Annotated in this window: 12 protein-coding genes; 9 read left to right on the top strand and 3 right to left on the bottom strand. The window is 64.6% G+C overall.

The features are described 5' to 3' along the window. Position 1 precedes the first annotated feature (1 nt). The 3 genes from MPZ60_RS22995 (at position 2) to MPZ60_RS22985 (ending at position 5,152) form a co-directional block, all read left to right on the top strand. Positions 2-3,298 carry a carboxyl transferase domain-containing protein gene (locus MPZ60_RS22995; RefSeq protein WP_034354978.1) on the top strand — a complete coding sequence of 1,099 codons (3,297 nt, stop codon included), beginning with the start codon at positions 2-4 and terminating at the stop codon, positions 3,296-3,298. A gap of 211 nt (positions 3,299-3,509) precedes the next feature. After that, positions 3,510-4,652 (top strand): aminotransferase class V-fold PLP-dependent enzyme, encoded by a 1,143-nt coding sequence (locus tag MPZ60_RS22990; protein WP_034354975.1) that lies wholly within the window; start codon positions 3,510-3,512, stop codon positions 4,650-4,652. A gap of 89 nt (positions 4,653-4,741) precedes the next feature. Next, positions 4,742-5,152 carry an FKBP-type peptidyl-prolyl cis-trans isomerase gene (locus MPZ60_RS22985; RefSeq protein WP_034354972.1) on the top strand — a complete coding sequence of 137 codons (411 nt, stop codon included), beginning with the start codon at positions 4,742-4,744 and terminating at the stop codon, positions 5,150-5,152. Here the strand turns inward: MPZ60_RS22985 and norR are convergent, their stop codons facing one another. After that, on the bottom strand, positions 5,153-6,739 hold the full coding sequence (gene norR / locus MPZ60_RS22980; RefSeq protein WP_034354968.1) for a nitric oxide reductase transcriptional regulator NorR: 1,587 nt from the start codon (positions 6,737-6,739) through the stop codon (positions 5,153-5,155). Positions 6,740-6,898: 159 nt separating this feature from the next. Here norR and hmpA point away from each other — a divergent pair, with 159 nt between their 5' ends. Further along, the gene (gene hmpA / locus MPZ60_RS22975; protein ID WP_003068487.1) at positions 6,899-8,077 is read left to right on the top strand and encodes an NO-inducible flavohemoprotein; all 1,179 of its coding nucleotides are present in this window, start codon (positions 6,899-6,901) and stop codon (positions 8,075-8,077) included. A gap of 82 nt (positions 8,078-8,159) precedes the next feature. Here hmpA and MPZ60_RS22970 read toward each other — a convergent pair whose 3' ends face one another. Further along, positions 8,160-8,864 (bottom strand): hypothetical protein, encoded by a 705-nt coding sequence (locus MPZ60_RS22970; RefSeq protein WP_034354966.1) that lies wholly within the window; start codon positions 8,862-8,864, stop codon positions 8,160-8,162. Between the two features lie 11 nt (positions 8,865-8,875). After that, entirely contained in the window at positions 8,876-9,121 is a 246-nt protein-coding gene (locus MPZ60_RS22965) for a DUF3297 family protein (protein WP_034354964.1), read from the bottom strand. Positions 9,122-9,640: 519 nt separating this feature from the next. Between MPZ60_RS22965 and MPZ60_RS22960 the strand changes: the two genes are divergently transcribed. The 5 genes from MPZ60_RS22960 to MPZ60_RS22940 all read left to right on the top strand — a co-directional run bounded on the left by MPZ60_RS22960 (position 9,641) and on the right by MPZ60_RS22940 (position 17,197). Then, positions 9,641-11,053: a hypothetical protein gene (locus MPZ60_RS22960; RefSeq protein ID WP_034354963.1), complete on the top strand. Its 1,413-nt coding sequence runs from the start codon at positions 9,641-9,643 to the stop codon at positions 11,051-11,053. Between the two features lie 17 nt (positions 11,054-11,070). Continuing rightward, positions 11,071-12,381: a glycosyltransferase gene (locus MPZ60_RS22955; protein WP_242607069.1), complete on the top strand. Its 1,311-nt coding sequence runs from the start codon at positions 11,071-11,073 to the stop codon at positions 12,379-12,381. A 10-nt stretch (positions 12,382-12,391) separates the two neighbouring features. Continuing rightward, positions 12,392-14,677: a TolC family protein gene (locus MPZ60_RS22950; RefSeq protein WP_034354957.1), complete on the top strand. Its 2,286-nt coding sequence runs from the start codon at positions 12,392-12,394 to the stop codon at positions 14,675-14,677. Next, a complete protein-coding gene (locus MPZ60_RS22945) occupies positions 14,674-15,804 on the top strand; it encodes an HlyD family secretion protein (protein WP_034354954.1) in 1,131 nt (376 codons plus the stop codon). The genes MPZ60_RS22950 and MPZ60_RS22945 overlap by 4 nt, the downstream gene beginning before the upstream one ends. A 67-nt stretch (positions 15,805-15,871) precedes the next feature. After that, entirely contained in the window at positions 15,872-17,197 is a 1,326-nt protein-coding gene (locus tag MPZ60_RS22940; RefSeq protein WP_034354950.1) for a DUF445 domain-containing protein, read from the top strand. Positions 17,198-17,224 lie beyond the last annotated feature (27 nt).

Genomic DNA, 17,224 nt, shown 5'->3' with positions numbered 1-17,224 from the left:
TATGTTCAAGAAAGTCCTGATCGCCAACCGCGGTGAAATCGCGCTGCGCATCATCCGTGCGCTGCAGGAGCTGGGCATTGCCAGCCTGGCGGTGTACGCCGCCGACGATGCGGAGGCCCCACATGTGCAGGCCGCAGACGAGGCGCTGGCACTGGGCGCCAGCGGCCCGGCTGCCTATCTCGATGGCGCGCAGCTGCTGCGGATTGCCCAGCAGCACGGTTGCGATGCACTGCACCCGGGCTATGGCTTTCTCAGCGAGAACGCAGACTTTTCGCGCGCCTGTGCGGCAGCGGGGCTGCGCTTCATCGGCTCGACGCCTGAGCAACTGGCGCTGCTTGGCGACAAGGCCAGGGCCCGCGCGCTGGCGCAGCAATGCGGCGTGCCCCTGATGCCCGGCAGCACCGAGGCCGTGACGCTGGAGCAGGCCCAGCAGTTCTTTGCGCGCCAGCAGGCCGACGGGGCCAGCGGCATCATGATCAAGGCCATTGGCGGCGGCGGCGGGCGCGGCATGCGCGCGGTCACCGAGGCTGGCGAGGTGGCGGCCGCCTACCAGCGCTGCCGCAGCGAGGCCCAGGCAGCCTTTGGCGTGGATGGCGTCTATGTCGAGCGGCTGATGAGCGGCGCGCGCCATATCGAGATCCAGCTGCTGGGTGACGGCAGCGAATGGCCGATGGCGCTGGGCGAGCGCGAATGCACGCTGCAGCGGCGCTTTCAGAAGCTGGTGGAGATTGCGCCCAGCCCGAGCCTGACGCAGCCGCTGCGCGAGCGCATCACCGAGGATGCGCTGCGCATGGCAGCCAAGCTGCGCTACGAAAGCCTGGGCACGTTCGAGTTCCTGGTCGACCTGCAATCCCAGTCCCTGCCCTATGTGTTCATCGAGGCCAACCCGCGCCTGCAGGTGGAGCACACGATTACCGAAGAAGTCTTTGGCGTCGATCTGGTGCAGGCCCAGATCCGCATTGCGGCGGGCGAGCACTTTGCCGACCTGGGCCTGAATGTGAATGCACCGCCCCGGCCGCGCGGCTATGCCATGCAGTGGCGCATCAATGCCGAAACCCTCGATGCCCAGGGCAACTCCCGCCCCGGCAGCGGCCCCATTGCCGAGCTGCACTGGCCGCAAGGCCCCGGCATACGCCTGGACAGCCATGCGCAGCAGGGTGCCAGCCCGTCGCCGCATTACGACACCTTGCTGGCCAAGCTCGTCGTGCACAGCAACGCGCCGCATTTCGAGGATGTGCTGCGCCGCTCCCGGCGCGCGCTGGCCGACTGCCGCATCGTGGGCCTGGCCACCAATCTGCCGCTGCTGCAGGCCCTGGCCCGGCGGCCCGAGATGCAGGATCAGACCGTGCACACGCGCTGGCTGGAAGAGGTCCTGCCGCAGCTGGTGGATGCTGCAGAAAAGATAGCTTCAAGCGCAAGTCATTCAATGAATTCAGATGCTTTTAAGTCTGAAAGCAATGTATTGCAAGAGCAGCAAGCTCCTGAAAATGCAGTGCTGGCTCCCATGCCGGCCAGGGTCGTGCAGTGGTCTGTTGCGGTGGGTGAGACGGTGGCCAAGGGCGCCGAGCTGGGCATTCTCGAAGCCATGAAGATGCAGCATGTGTTGTTCGCGCAGGCTGCGGGCCGGGTCCAGGCGCTGCTGGCGGAGGCCGGCAGCTATGTGGCGCAGGACCAGGCCCTGCTGGTGCTCGCGCCCGTTCAGGGCGATGCGGCGCATGCCGAGGTGGTGCCGCAGCGGCAGGACCCGGGCCACATCCGGGCCGATCTGCAGCGCGTCAGGGATCGCCATGGCTTCACGCTCGATGCAGCGCGGCCCGAGGCCATGGCCAGGCGCCATGCCCAGGGCAGCCGCAGCGCGCGCGAGAACATTGCCGATCTCTGCGATGAAGGCAGCTTCATCGAGTACGGCGCGCTGGCGATTGCCGCGCAGACACGCAGGCGCAGCCTCGACGATCTGGTGGCCAACACGCCGGCCGACGGCATGGTCACGGGCATGGGCTCCATCAATGCCGCGCAGTTCGGCGCGGAGCGGTCGCGCGCCGTGGTCATGTCCTATGACGCCACGGTGCTGGCGGGCACCCAGGGGGCGCGCAATCACGCCAAGACCGACCGCATGCTGGGCATCGCACTGCAGCAGAAGCTGCCCGTGGTGCTGTTTGCCGAAGGCGGCGGCGGCAGGCCCGGCGATACCGACACACCCGTGGTCGCGGGCCTGCATGTGCATACCTTTGCGGCCTATGCGGCGCTCTCGGGTCAGGTGCCCGTGGTGGGTATCACCCATGGCCGCTGCTTTGCGGGCAATGCGGCGCTGCTGGGTTGCAGCGATGTGATCATCGCCACGCGCAGCAGCAATATCGGCATGGGCGGACCGGCCATGATCGAGGGCGGCGGCCTGGGTGTCTTCCGTCCCGAGGAAGTCGGCCCCGCCAGCGTGCAGCATGCGAATGGCGTGATCGATATCCTGGTCGACGACGAGGCCCAGGCCGTGGCCGCGGCCAGGCACTATCTGTCCTTCTTCCAGGGGCGGGTCGAGCAATGGTCCGAGCCCGATCAGCGTCTGCTGCGCCAGGTCGTGCCCGAGAACCGCCTGCGTGCCTACGATACGCGCGCAGCCATGGCCGGGTTGGTGGACGAGGGCAGCCTGTTGATGCTGAGAACCGGCTTCGGCGCCGGTATCCACACGGCGCTGGCGCGCATCGAGGGGCGGCCTGTGGGATTGATGGCCAACAACCCGGGCCATCTGGGCGGCGCCATCGATGCCGATGCGGCCGACAAGGCGGCGCGTTTCATGCAGTTGTGCAATGCCCACGGCATCGCCATCGTCAGCCTGGTCGATACGCCCGGCTTCATGGTCGGGCCGGAGATCGAGAAAACCGCCCAGGTGCGCCATGTCAGCCGGCTGTTCGTCATGGCGGCCAAGCTGCGCGTCCCATACTTCAGCGTGGTGCTGCGCAAGGGCTATGGCCTGGGCGCCATGGGCATGACGGCGGGCAGCTTTCATGCGCCCATCTTCAATGTGGCCTGGCCCACGGGCGAGTTCGGCGCCATGGGCCTGGAAGGGGCTGTGCGGCTGGGCTTTCGCAAGGAGCTCGAAGCCCTGCCGGAGGGCGCGCAGCGCGAGGAGCTGTTTGAGAGGCTGCTGGCCCAGCAATACGCGCATGGCGAGGCCATGCACATGGCGGCCACGCTGGAAGTCGATGCCGTCATCGACCCTGCGGAGACCCGCGCCTGGCTGGTGCGCGGCCTGGCCGGTGCGCGACTGCGCGAGGAAGGCGGCCGCTTTGTGGACACATGGTAAACGCTGATGGGGGCATCGAAATTTCAGCGTTTAATCGGTTGAAATCTCCGATGTGCAAAGCGCTTGCAGCTCATGTTTTTGATATGAACTGCATACGCAAAACCATATTCCGGCTCATGCTAAGCTGAATGTCTTGCACCAGCGCCCCGGCGGCCCAACGTCTGCTCCGGGGTGTTTTTGACTGCCCAGTATTTGCGATTGGAGATATCCCATGCCCGGACTTCTGCCCGATATCGATCCCGATGGCCTGCTCGAATTCTCGGTGGTCTACACCGATAGAGCGCTCAACCACATGTCCAAGAAGTTCGTGGGTGTGATGCAGGACATCCTGGGCATGCTCAAGGACGTCTATCACGCCAACACGGCCGTGCTGATTCCCGGCAGCGGCACTTTCGGCATGGAAGCCGTGGCGCGCCAGTTCGCCAATCGCGAGCGGGTGCTGATCGTGCGCAACGGCTGGTTCAGCTATCGCTGGACGCAGATCTTCGATGCCGATGCGGGCCTGGGTGGCGGCTCCGTGGTCTGCAAGGCGCGCAAGCAGGGCGAGGGCAGCCAGGACCCCTGGGCGCCATGCCCGGCCGCCGATGTGGCCGAGACCATTCGCGTGGAGCGTCCCAAAGTGGTGTTTGCCCCGCATGTGGAGACGGCCAGCGGCATCATGCTGCCCGATGAATACCTGCGTACCGTCGCCGATGCCGCGCACGAGGTTGGCGCGCTATTCGTGCTGGACTGCGTGGCATCCGGCGCCATGTGGGTCGATATGGAAAAAACCGGCGTGGACGTGCTGATCTCGGCGCCGCAAAAGGGCTGGAGCAGCTCGCCTTGCTGCGCCATGGTCATGCTCTCGGCGCGCGCCCGCGAGGCCATAGAGCACACGCAGAGCTCCAGCTTCTCCTGCGACCTGAAGAAGTGGATGCAGATTGCCGAGGGCTACGAAAAAGGCCAGCACGCCTATCACACCACCATGCCCACGGACGCGCTGCTGCGCTTGCGCGACGTGATGCTGGAGACGCGCAAATACGGCTTTGCCAAGGTGCGCGAAGAACAGATGGAACTGGGTCGCAAGGTGCGTGAGCTGCTGCAATCGCGCGGCTTCCCCAGCGTCGCGGCCGAGGGCTACAAGGCGCCTGGCGTGGTCGTGAGCTACACCACTGACGCGGAAATCCAGAGCGGCCGTGCCTTCCTCAAGGTGGGCTTGCAGACCGCCTCGGGCGTTCCGCTGCAATGCGATGAAGGCCCGGACTTCAAAACCTTCCGCATCGGCCTGTTCGGCCTGGACAAATGGCATGACTCGGATCGCTCCGTGGCGCATCTGTCCAAGGCACTGGACGATATCGGCATTGCCCGGACCTGAGTCAATGCAGCCGGCAGCATGGCTGCCATGACATCTTTTCGACCCGACTTCGTAATAAAGTCGGGTTTTGTTTATTCAGCGCATCCGATATGAAAAAAGCAGTCTCCGTGATCGGGTTTGTATTTGCTCTGGGCGCTGGCGCAGTGGTTCATGCTGCGCCAGTCACCACCGCCAGCGGGCTGATCTATGAAAGCCAGGTCGAAGGCAGCGGGCCCAGTCCCAAGGCGACGGACACCGTCAAGGTGCACTACCGCGGCTACTTTCCCGATACCGGCAAGGAGTTCGACAGCTCCTATGCACGCAAGCAGCCCATCGAGTTCCCGCTCACTGGCGTGATTCCCTGCTGGACCGAGGGCGTGCAGAAGATGAAAGTGGGCGGCAAGGCCAAGCTGACATGCCCTCCCGGCATAGCCTATGGCAGCCGTGGTGCAGGCCGTGCCGTTCCCCCCAATGCCACGCTGAACTTCGATGTGGAGCTGCTGGGCATCCAGGGCCGCTGATCAAGGCCTGTCGATCTCAAGCCGCTTGGCCAGGCGCTGCAGATTGGCTCGATCGAGCTGCAGCTCGCGCGCTGCGGCGGCCCAGCTGCCCCGGTGACGGGCCAGGCTGGAGCTGACCAGCTGGCGTTCATAGGCGCTGACGGCGGCGCGCAGACCGACCTCGGGCGCAGCCGCCGGTGTGGCCGGGTCCATGGGGGCTGTAGCCTGTGCGGCGGCAGGCGCCTCGGCCCGCTCCCAGAGATCGGCAAGTCCCAGGGTCACGATGCGCAGCCTGGTTCCCGCGCGGCTGGCGCTGCCGTCATTGCGGCTCAGGGCCCTGAGCACGGCGCGGCTGATGCAGTGCTCGAGCTCGCGCACATTGCCGGGCCAGCTGCGATTGAGCAAGGCCGCCTGTGCGGCCGCATCCAGGCGCAGGCCGCCCAGCCTGAGCCTGGAGCGGTTCTCCTCGAGGAAATAGCCCGCCAACTGCAGCACGTCGCTGTCGCGCTCTCGCAGCGGCGGCACGGCGAGCGGATAGACATTGAGGCGGTGATAGAAGTCCGCGCGCATGCGCCCGGCGTGGACTTCCGCAGCCAGGTCACGGTTGGTGGCGGCGATCACGCGCACATCCACATGGTGCTCCCGGTCCGAGCCCAGGCGCTGCAGCTGGCCGCTTTGCAGCACGCGCAGCAGCTTGGCCTGCACGGGCAGCGACAGTTCGCCGACCTCGTCCAGGAACAGCGTGCCCTGATGTGCCTGTTCGAACTTGCCACTGCGCTCGCTCAGTGCTCCCGTGAAGGCCCCGCGCACATGGCCGAACAGCTCGCTCTCGACCAGGTTGTCGGGCAGGGCCGCGCAGTTGATGCTGATCATGGGCTTGTCGGCACGGCCCGACTGCGCATGCACGGCCTGGGCCACCAGCTCCTTGCCGGTGCCGGTTTCGCCGGTGACGAGCACGCAAAGATCGCTGGCTGCGACCAGGGCAATGTCTTTCTGCAGCTGGCGCATGACGGGGCTTGCGCCCTGCAGTCCGCGCTCCTGCGGCGCGGCGGGACTGGCCGAGCCGGTGGCGCCGCGCGCGAGCTGGGACAGCAGGTGCACGCGCTCGGCCGTGGCCACGGTGGCTGCGGCCAGATTGCTGAAGGCCTGCAGCATGGCCAGCGCCGCGGGGTCGGCGAACCGGCCCGGCTCCAGTGCGTCCAGCGTCAGCAGACCCCAGGGCAGGCCGCCCAGCTGCAGCACGCAGCCCATGCAGTCATGCACATGCAGCTCGCTGATGGCCTGGCCTTTGTGCGCCACCAGCCCGTCATAGGGATCGGGCAGGGGACTGTCGGGTTCAAAGCGCATGGCCTGGCCGGCCGCCAGCAACTGGGCAAAGCGCGGATGCTCGCCCAGGCGAAAGCGCCGGCCCAGCGTGTCCGGCATCAGGCCGTCGATTGCCATGGGGCGCAGCCATTCGCCTTCGAGCTTCAGCAGGGCTACGGCATCGGCGGGCAACAGGTTGCGCAGTGCGGCCAGCAGACGGCGCAGACGTTCGCGCTCGGACAGGTCCTGGGCCAGATCGGCGATCAGCGGGCTGACGGCGTTAAGAATGTGAGATGTTGTCATAACGACATCTGATGGTGTCAATGAGACAGCAATTGATGGATGTCATATTGACGCATGTTTTTGCAAGCCATTGTTCTGCAATGGTCTTGTTGCTGGCACGCCGTTTGCATTTATCCGCTCAAGCCTTGCAGCTGGCAAGGCAGCAACCAGGAGATTTGCATGCTTACCGAACGTCAACGCGAGATCGTCAAGGCCACCGTACCGCTGCTGGAAACCGGCGGCGAGGCCCTGATCACGCATTTCTACCAGACCATGCTGGGTGAGTATCCCGAGGTGCGCCCGCTGTTCAACCAGGCGCACCAGCAAAGCGGTGCTCAGCCGCGAGCATTGGCACATAGCGTGCTGATGTATGCCAAGAACATCGACCGACTGGAAAACCTGGGCAATCTGCCTGCGCAAATCATCAACAAGCATGTGGCGCTGCAGGTACAGGCCGAGCATTACCCCATCGTCGGTGCCTGCCTGCTGCGCGCCATTCGCGAGGTGCTGGGGGCAGAGATCGCCACGGATGAGGTGATCGCCGCCTGGGCCGCCGCCTATCAGCAGCTGGCCGATATCCTGATCGGTGCGGAGCGCGCGGTGTACGAGCAGACTGCGGCAGCCGAAGGCGGCTGGCGTGGTGCGCGTGCCTTCAAGCTGGTGCGCAAAGAGGCCGAAAGCGCCGAGATCACGTCCTTCTATCTGGAACCCGTGGACGGCGGCGCGGTGATTGCCCATCAGCCAGGCCAGTACATCGGCCTGCGCGTGGTAGTCGACGGCCTGGAGCAGCGCCGCAACTACTCGCTGTCGGCGCCTGCCAACGGCAAGAGCTATCGCATCAGCGTCAAGCGCGAGGCCGGCGGCAAGGTCTCCAACCATTTGCACGACCAGCTGCACGTGGGCGATACGCTGGAGCTGTTCCCGCCTGCCGGCCATTTCACCTTGCAGGCCAATGCCAAGCCCCTGGTGCTGATCAGCGGCGGTGTGGGCATCACGCCCACGCTGCCCATGCTGCAGGCCGCGCTGCCCACGGGGCGCGAGATCACCTTCATCCACTGCGCGCGTGATCGCGGCGTGCATGCCTTCCGCGAGAAGATCGATGCGCTGGCTAACAGCCACGAGCAGCTCACACGCCGCTATTGCTACGACCAGGCGGACGCGGGCGACGAGGTCGATGCCCAGGGCCTGCTGAGCACCGACCGACTGGCCCAGTGGCTGCCTGAGTCACGCGATGCCGATGTCTACTTCCTGGGCCCGCGCGGCTTCATGCGCAGCGTCAAGCAGTCGCTGCGCGAGCTGGGCGTGCCCGAGGCCCAGGTGCACTATGAGTTCTTCGGTCCTGCGGAAGCGCTGGCTTGAGCGAGCTGAATGCTATTGAATAAATAGCTTTATGCGCTTGGTGTGAAAGGGGTAGAGGCTGAAAAGGCTTGAACTCAAGTCTTCAGTCTCTTCCATGCACTATGGTGTGAATGATTTCCCTGCCATCCAGGATGCGGCTGACACCATTGAACCAGCGGCAGTCGGCGTGGATGTTGGCGTAGTGATCCATCCAATCCAGCGTGATGGGTGAAATGCAGACCAGACGCTGGCTCTGCAGACCAGCATCAAACACTTGTGCGCGGAACTGGCTCAGGTTGGCGGGGCAATCCATCTCTTGAGCAAAGCACTGCCATGCAGCATGCAAAGCCGTGGCGTCTGCTGTGCGCAATCGTGTTTCAGACTCGGAGGCTTCCGCGGGACTGGTTTGCCAGTCGCTGATTTGCCCCTGCTGCAGGGTGGCCTTGACGCAGTGCCCTGCATCGCCGAAGACCAGCGCTTGAGCATCGCTCAGGCTGTGTACATAGAGTCTGTTGGACTCTGGCACTTCTGCGGCAAAGCGTTGCAGCAGCGGTATGTCCATCCCTAAAACGAAGCTGCTGCAAAGCGCGGGCTGTACAGCGATGGCTTCGGGTCGCAGCACCTGCTGCACCCAGGTTTGCCAAGGCAGCGGAAGCCCTGGCATCAACCATCCCAGCTCGCCCTCCGTGATTCTGTGTCGCAGCCCGGCCTCTTGCCTTTGTCCATCGGCGATCTGGCTGCGAGAGTATGGCCGCACGGCATTCAGCTCACGCTTGAGCTGGCGCTTGTTCAGGCGTTGTGCGGCCACGGGGACTGGGTTTAGCGGTAATACGCCTCGACCGTACCCTTGATCTTGATCAACAGGGGCTTGCCCTTGCGGTCCAGGGTCTTGCCGGCGGGCACCTTGACCCAGCCCTCGCTCACGCAGTATTCCTCGACGTCAAAGCGGTCCTTGCCGTTGAAGCGGATGCCGATGTCGTGCTCGAACACGGCGGCCACATGGTGAGGGCTGCGAGGGTCGATGGACAGGTGATCGGGCAGTTCGGGGCGTTGTATGTCGGTCATATCGTGCGGATCCAAAAACGCCTATTGTCCTCTGCTTTGCTGGCTAGTCCGGTGAGCTCATGCCATGAGTCCCTGCTTTTCTTCCTTCGTGAAAACAAGCTGTTGGACTACTTTTGGCAATTCCTGGGGTTATTGACTGCCGCAAATGTTACCTGTGCGTGCGCCAGATGGCCGGTTCGGTTTTACATGTCTGCATGCAGTTTCCGCTGAGTCGCTGCTCATGTGTGTCGACGGTGACTTTTTGTGTCGGTTTGCGTTGTCACCCCGAGAGGCCCAAGGGAAGTTCGGGTTGATGAAAACCCGAATTGATAAGGCAGGAACAGCGTGAATGTCCAACTCTGTATGTGGATGTAGCGTAACGGCTGTACAGCCTGTTTGTTTGCCAAAGGCAACTTGGTTTTCAAAGTTTAAAAGCTATGAAAACGGTAGTCGAAGCTTCACTTCCAAACCGAAAAATGAGCTCTCCGAAACAGCGCCCCGAGCTTGTGCAGCCCGGCGCGCGCAACAAAGGAGAGTCTGATGGATACAGCCATCCGCACCAAGGCAGGCTTGGTTTTTCTGGGGCCACTCACCACAGCCGTCCCTGAGTCAGAGCGATCTGTCTCCTATCAGGATCTGGATGCGCTGATGCACTCCGGTGTACAGCCGCAGGGCATTTATCTGCGTGCCGTGCCGCACCAGGTCTGGCGCAAATGGCTCAATCGCACCCGCCAGAGCGACTGGTGGAGCCTGCCGGTCTTTGCGGAACCGGCGCTGCGCGACGCGCAGCCGTACGTGGATGCGCTGTGCAGCGTGGAGCGGGCACACGAAATCACCGAGGGCATGGCCTTGCGCCGCCAGATGCTTCCCGATCCTGGCGATGTGTTGGGGCTGGAGGAGCGTCTGCTGTACTTCCTCTACGAACGCGGGCCGCAGACGGGCTTTCGGCCGCTACTCGACCGCGACAGCGACCAGCTCTACCGCTATCCGGTCGCGGAGCAACTGGCCTGCGCACAGGAGAGCGTGTCCCAGGCGCTGGAGGAGCTGCGCCGCCGCGGGCTGCTGCGCTCCGAGGGGCTGGTGGACCGCACCCGGCTGTGCTCGGGTTGCGGCTCGGCGCACATCCATTTCGTGGACGTATGCCCGCATTGCCAGAGCCTGGACATCCGACGCGAGTCAATGCTGCACTGCTTTGCCTGCGGCCATGTCGGCGCCGAATCGCAGTTCGTTGAAGGCGGTGCGCTGGACTGCCCCAAATGCCATGTGCATTTGCGTCACATCGGCGTGGACTACGACAAGCCGCTGGCCCAGTACCACTGCCGCAGCTGCCAGCGCTCATCGGTCGATTCCATGGTCCAGGCGCGCTGCCTGGACTGTGCGCGCACGAGCACGCCCGACGAGCTGGAGGTGCGTGAAGTCGCCACGCTGATGCTGAGCGCCAGTGGGCGTCAGGCTGTGCGCAATGGCGGAGTGGGCGAGGCCTACCCGCCGCTGAAGGCGCGCAACTATGTGGACCCGCAGGGCTTCAAGCGCATGTTGGGCTGGGCCAGCGACATCCAGGCGCGAAACCCGCAGTTCAGCTTCCACCTGATGCGCATGGAGCTCGAGCACAAGGGGCTACCGGCGCAGCAACTCAGCCCCTGGCAGATCACCGAGCTGCTGGACGAACTCGCCGTGCGCCTGAACGCCCAGCTGCGCGAGTCCGACCTGATTACCCGCGTGGATGAGCACAGCCTGTGGGTGATCCTGCCATACACGATGCCGCAGGGCCTGCAAAGCCGCATCGAGAAAACCATGGAAAAGCTGGCCGAGGAAGAGGGTGAAGCCAAGCGCCTGGCCCTGTCGGTGCACCTGCGCAGCATGGAAGTCAAGGCCATGAACGACGGCAGCGAAGCACCGTCCGCGAGCAATCTGATGCGGAAGATGCAGGCCGACACGCTGCAAGAGGCTTGACCATGCGGGAGCAGTTTGTGGAATCTTTCTTGCTGCTGGCGCACAGCCTCAGCACGCGGGGCGCATGGGATCAGGCATTCAACCTGTTCCCGTTCATCGTCCTGCTGGAGCTGCCGTTCTATGTGCTGGTCGTCGGCGGGATGCTGCGCTACGGGTTGCGCCATTGGCGTGTTCCGGTCCGGCGCCTGCAGTACCCGTCCGTGTCCTGCCTGATCACCTGTTATTCCGAAGGCGATGATGTGCGCAAGACCATCAGCTCCTTGGTGAATCAGCGCTATGCGGGGCGCATCCAGATCATTCCGATCATCGATGGAGCTATCAAGAACAGCGACACGCTGCATGCGGCACTGTCCGAGGCCAAACGCTGGGAAGGTACCGAGGGGCGCGAAGTCACCGTGCTGCCCAAGTGGCAGCGCGGCGGCCGGGTGTCTTCGCTGAATGCGGGGCTGACGCTGGCCACGGGCGACGTGGTGATGGCACTGGACGGCGATACCTCGTTCGACAACGACATGGTGGAGAACGCCACACGCCACTTCGACGATCCACTGGTGGCGGGGGTTGCGGGCAATCTGCGTGTGCGCAACCAGGGCAGAAACCTGGTGACCAAGATGCAGGGGCTGGAATACATGCTCTCCATCAGCGGTGGCAAAACGGGCCTGTCCGAGTTCAACATCGTCAACAACATCTCGGGTGCCTTTGGAGTGTTCCGGACTTCGCTGGTCCGGCACCTTGGCGGTTGGGACGCGGGGACGGCGGAGGACCTGGACATGACGCTGCGCATCAAGCAGTACTTCGGCCGCTACAGCGGCATGCGCATCAAGTTCGAGCCGCATGCCATGGGGCATACCGACGCACCGGAATCCTGGCGCGTGTTCTTCAAGCAGCGCTTGCGCTGGGACGGGGACATGTACTACCTGTTCGTGCGCAAGTACCGTTTCAACCTGCGGCCTTCGTTGCTGGGGTGGCCGAACTTCCTTTTCACCCTTATCAACGGCCTACTCATGCAGCTGGTGCTGCCCTATCTGATCGTGGGATCGCTGGCAATGCTGCTGTTCATCCAGCCGCTGGGCATCGTGCTGGGCACGCTGGCTTTCGTCTACCTGGGCTATCTGCTGTTGCTATTGGCCTACTACCTGGTCTATCTGGCCACGGTGTCGGAGCGCATCCGGCTGGACCTGTCCTATCTGCCGTACCTGCCGCTGTTTCCTCTCTTTGCCTTCGTGACCCGGGTGCACAGCGGCTACGCCATCCTGGTGGAAGCGCTGACCCATTCGCACCTGGACTCGTCCATGGCGCCCAATTGGGTGCTGCGCAAGAACAAATTCTAAAAACCAACGCATGAAACCATTTTCCCTTCACTACCTGCCGGGTGGGCCGCACCGCGTCCGTGCCCTGAGCGGCCTGATAGGCGTCAGCCTGCTGGCTTCCATGCTGGGAACAAGCGCGAGCGCGCAGACTGCCACTGCCGTATCCGCAGCGTCTGAGGCGCGTGCTCCTGTCGCTTCCGCCGACACGGGCCAGCCCTGGAGCTGGGCCGACCTGCAGGCCTGGAGCGCGGAGCAGGGGCCAGCCGTGCGGCTGGCGCGCCTCAAGGAGCATGTGGCCGGCAGCAACCTCAAGCTGGTCGAGTCGGACAACGGTGCACGGCTTATCGCGGCTGCCGGCCTGGCACGCGCCAAGGAGCCGGTGACGGATACCCTGAACCGCAACTACAGCCGCCTGTCGGGGCAGGCTGGTCTGCGCTGGAGTTTTCTGGGCGCCGAGGAAGCACGCCGGCGCAATGTGCAGGAGGCCAGGACCGAGCAACTGAGCAGTACCGCGCAGACTCAGCTTCTGCAGGCCCAGGCCGTGACGGAGCTGGGACGGCTGTATGTGCGCTATCTGCGCAGCCAGCAGCGCGAGCAGGTAGCGCGGGCCTATCTGTCCACGCGCTCCCAGATCGAGGGCAGGCTGCAGGAGCGCGTGGCTGGCGGCCACATGCTGCGCTCTGAAGGGCTGGACCTGCAGGGCTACTACGAAGCCACGCAGAACCGCGTGGCCAAGGAGAAGGAAGTGCAGCGCGCAGCCTTGCAGCAAATGGGCTTTTTGACCGGCCGCCGTCTGCGCGCCCAGTCGGTGCCGGCTCTGGCCCTGCCGCAGACCTGCATGAATCCGGCCATGCTGCAGGATGCGCTCAACACGCATCCCGCGCTGGAATCTGCACGCTATGCGATGGAAGGATTGCGGGAGCAGGCCCGGCACACGCGCTATGGCGGAGTGACGGGCGGCGTGCAACTGAGCCAGAGCCTGAGCAAGGATTTCGGCGGCAGCCCCGGTCATGCGACGGCCGTGGCGGTGGATGTGTCCATCCCCCTGCAATGGCGCAGTCAGAAGGATGCGATGGCGGCCAAACTGCAGGGCCAGTATGACGAGGCGGCCGAGCAATACGCGCAGACCCAGGGCAAGCTGCAGCTGGAGCAGCAGACCGTGCTGGAGCAGTACAGGTTGAGCCAGGGCGAACTCAAGAGCAGGGCCCAGCGCTATGCAGCGGCCACCGAAGGGCTGCGTGTGGCGCAACTGCGCGCGCCCAGCCTCGGCGGTGACGGCATGGTGCAGACCATCAAGGCAGACAACGGCCGCTACGAGGCGGCGGTGCGCTATATCAGCGCCGCCGAAGAAGAGGATCTGGCGGCCATGGACATGCTGTATTACACGCGTGGTTGCAGCTTGCAGGTGCGTAGCGACGACCCGCTGCAGGCTGCGGTGCTGCAGCGTACTGGTGCCGCAGCTTCCGCAGTGGGTGCTGACGGACTGGTAGCAGTGGCGCAGCAGACCAGGCTCAGCGAGGAAGCGGGCGTTGCCAAACCCGCTGCAGCCGCTGCAGCCGCTGCAGCAGCCGCACCTGCGGGAACCGGCTGGTATGCATGGAAAGGCTGGCAATGGGTGCAGCAGCCGGCCCGCATCGACCAACTGCCGCAAGGCACGCAGCGCCTTCTGGTGTCGTTCACCGAAGAGCAGTTGCAGCGCCTGGCGGCCGACGAGCAGGCTCGCCAGGGACTGGAGCAGCTGGCGCAGCGTGCGCGCCAGCGCGGCATCCGGCTGGAGCTGCTGCTGGGCGAGCCGACCTGGGTGCTGCCCAAGGGGCGCGGCAACATGCTGGCGCTGCTGCAGAAGGTGCAATCCATGCCGTTCGGCATGGTCCACCTGGATCTGGAGCGCAGCCAATTGCCCGAGGTACAGCAAAAGGACTGGGGCCGCAATGTGCTCGACAGCCTGCAGGAGGCGGTGGCCCAAAGCCGCCTGCCGGTCTCGCTGACGACCCACCACCGCGAACTGCGCGAACCCGGCTTTCTACAGGCCCTGCAGAAGGCCGGTGTCAAGGAAGTCGTGCCCATGATCTACAGCGCCAATGCGCAGAGCACGGTGAACGCGATCAAGCAGCTGCCGCCCATGCCTCAGGGGCTGGACCTGGCCGTGGCGCAAAGCATTGAAAAGGAATTGCCCTCGGAAGAGAGCTTGTTTCGCATAGGCAGGCGCCAGGCACTGGTTCATTGGCAGGGCGTGGCACAAGCGCTGCGGACGGTGCCCGGTTTCAAAGGCGTCGTCGTGCAGTCCTGGGAAGACTATATGGAGGCTCAACCGTGAAGATCCAATTCAATGCTCCGCCGGCTTCGGCGGAAGTCAGCAATGGCATTCCCGTCAAGTACGACAACGTCAAGCGCAAGGTGCCGCGCTGGCGCTGGTATCTGGTGCTGGGCATTGTGCTGCTGATACCCTTGTACTTTGTCTACAAAACCGTGAGCAGTACGGTGCTGCGCGCTTCGCCCGGCATGGTGGTCATCGACCAGGTCGTGGTGCGTGCACCGATCACGGGCCAGGTGGAGCAGGTCACCCCGGAGGGGCAGGCCACTGAGCAGGGCGAGCGCGTGCTGCGTGTGGTGCAAAAGCAGGTGCCCACGCCAGCGGCCGGTACGGTGCAGGCTGCCGACGTGGTGGCCAGTTCCGCGGACCATACCTATGCGATGCAGCGCCAGGATCTGCAGGGCCAGCAAAAGGCCTTGCAGTCCAGTCTGCAGGCCGTGCAGGGCCGCATGTCTCTGATGCAGGATCGCGTGCGGCAGATTGATGAGCTGTTCCGCCAGGGCGCGGCCACGCGCCAGGAAGTGGACGCAGCACGCCTGCAGATGCTGCAGGCACAGGCCGAGGTTGGCCGCGCCCAGCGCGAAATCCTGGTTGCCAGCCAGCAGCAGAGCGCCCTGTATCTGCAGGCGGCCAAGGATGCTGCGGCCACGCGTCAGGCTGTCGGTCTGGCACAGGCTGGCAACATCACGCCGGTTGCGGATCTGATGGCGCCCGTGCCCTCGCAGGTGGTGCGCAGCTTCGTCAAGGCAGGCGAATGGGTGGTGGCCGGAGACGAGCTGATGGTGCTGCAGACGCGCAAGGCGCCCTGGGTCCAGGCCTATCTGACGCCCCAGCACCTGAGATACGCGCGCAAGGGCCAGAAGGCCACGCTGGTCTTCCTGGACGGGCAGAAGGTGCCGGCCGAGGTCGATGAGGTCTTCTCGGAAACCCAGCGTGTCCCGGCCGAGCGCGTGGGCCCGATGGAGTCGCAAAGCGCAGCGGTGGTGGTCAAGCTGCGTCCGCTGCAGGCCCTGCCTGCCGAGCACCGCGTCAACCGCCTGCCCATTGATGTGCGCTTTGAGAGAAGCTGGTGGCCCTGGAGCCAGGACCCTCGGCTTGCTGATTTCACGGCAAACGTCAAGGTCGGCTGACCCGTCCTATGCTGGCGGCAGCCCTGGGTTGCAGACGAGCGGGCCGAGAGGCCGTATGCTCTAGCGCATGCTCACGTCTGAACAACGTCGCTCGCTGCAGCAGGCCAAGCGCATGCCGCTGGCTCTGCTGCTGCTGGTGGCCGCAGGTTTCATTGCCACTGCGCTGGTCGGCTCACGCTGGGCCATAGAGGGGCAGGCCGTGCCTTTATGGCTGGTCTGTCTGCGCGGCATTTGCGAGGCGGCGATGGTCGGGGCGCTGGCCGACTGGTTTGCCGTGACGGCCCTGTTTCGTCATATTCCGCTGCCGCTGGTGGGGCGGCACACGGCCATCATCTCGCGCAACAAGGATCGCATAGGCCGCAACCTGGCCACTTTCGTGCGCGACAAGTTTCTCGACGCGCCTTCGCTGGTGGCGCTGATCGAGCGCAACAACCCCGCCCAGGCGCTGGCCGACTGGCTGACGACTCCCGCCAACAGCCAGCTGCTGGGCAGGCAGGTGGCGCGACTGGCGCTGGCCGCGCTGGAGATGGTGCAGGACAAGCAGGTAGAGAAGTTTCTGGCCCAGTCGCTCAAGGCCGTGATGCAGCATGTGGATCTGTCGCGCGCGGCGGCATCGCTGCTGTCGGGGCTGACGGCGGGCGGGCGCCACCAGGAGGTGCTCGACGATGTGCTGGCGCGCATCAGCCGCGTGCTGCGCCAGGAGCAGACCCATGTGCTGATCGCGCAGACCATCGTGATCTGGCTCAAGCGCGAGCACCCGATCAAGGAAAAAATGCTGCCTACGGACTGGCTCAGCGACAAGGGCGCCAGTCTGATCGCCAGCGCTCTGGACAGCCTGCTGCAGGACGTGGCCCAGAACCCCGGCCACCGTCTGCGCGAGGCCTTCGACAGCTCCATACAGCGCCTGATCGACGGTCTGCAGAACGACCCGGTCTACGCCGAGAGAGTAGAAAAACTGCGCAACTATCTGCTGCATGACGAGAAGCTGGCCGTCTATCTGCGCGAGCTATGGGCAGGCTGGCGCACCAAGCTGGAGCGCGATCTGGCCGACGAAAACTCGGCCATGGCGCGGCGTGCAGCCGTGATGGGGCGCTGGCTGGGCCAGGCACTGGCGCATGATGAGGCGCTGCGCAACTCCATGAACGAGCGCCTCAAGCGCTGGGCGACCACGCTGGCTCCCGATGTCTCGCAGTTCATCGCCAGACATATTGCCGACACGGTGCAGCGCTGGGATGCCGAGCAACTGGCCACGCTGATCGAGGCGCATATCGGCAAGGATCTTCAGTACATACGCATCAACGGCACGCTGGTGGGCGGCGCCATCGGTTTGCTGCTGTTTCTCATCTCGCATGCCGCGGCCCTGTGGCGCAGCCTGCTGGCCTGGCTGGGATAAAGCTCTATGAGCCGCAGCCGGTGCCAG

The sequence above is a fragment of the Comamonas sp. 7D-2 genome (assembly GCF_022749555.1).
In the GTDB taxonomy this organism is placed as follows: domain Bacteria; phylum Pseudomonadota; class Gammaproteobacteria; order Burkholderiales; family Burkholderiaceae_C; genus Comamonas; species Comamonas thiooxydans.
This window is presented reverse-complemented; position numbering and strand designations above follow the sequence as displayed.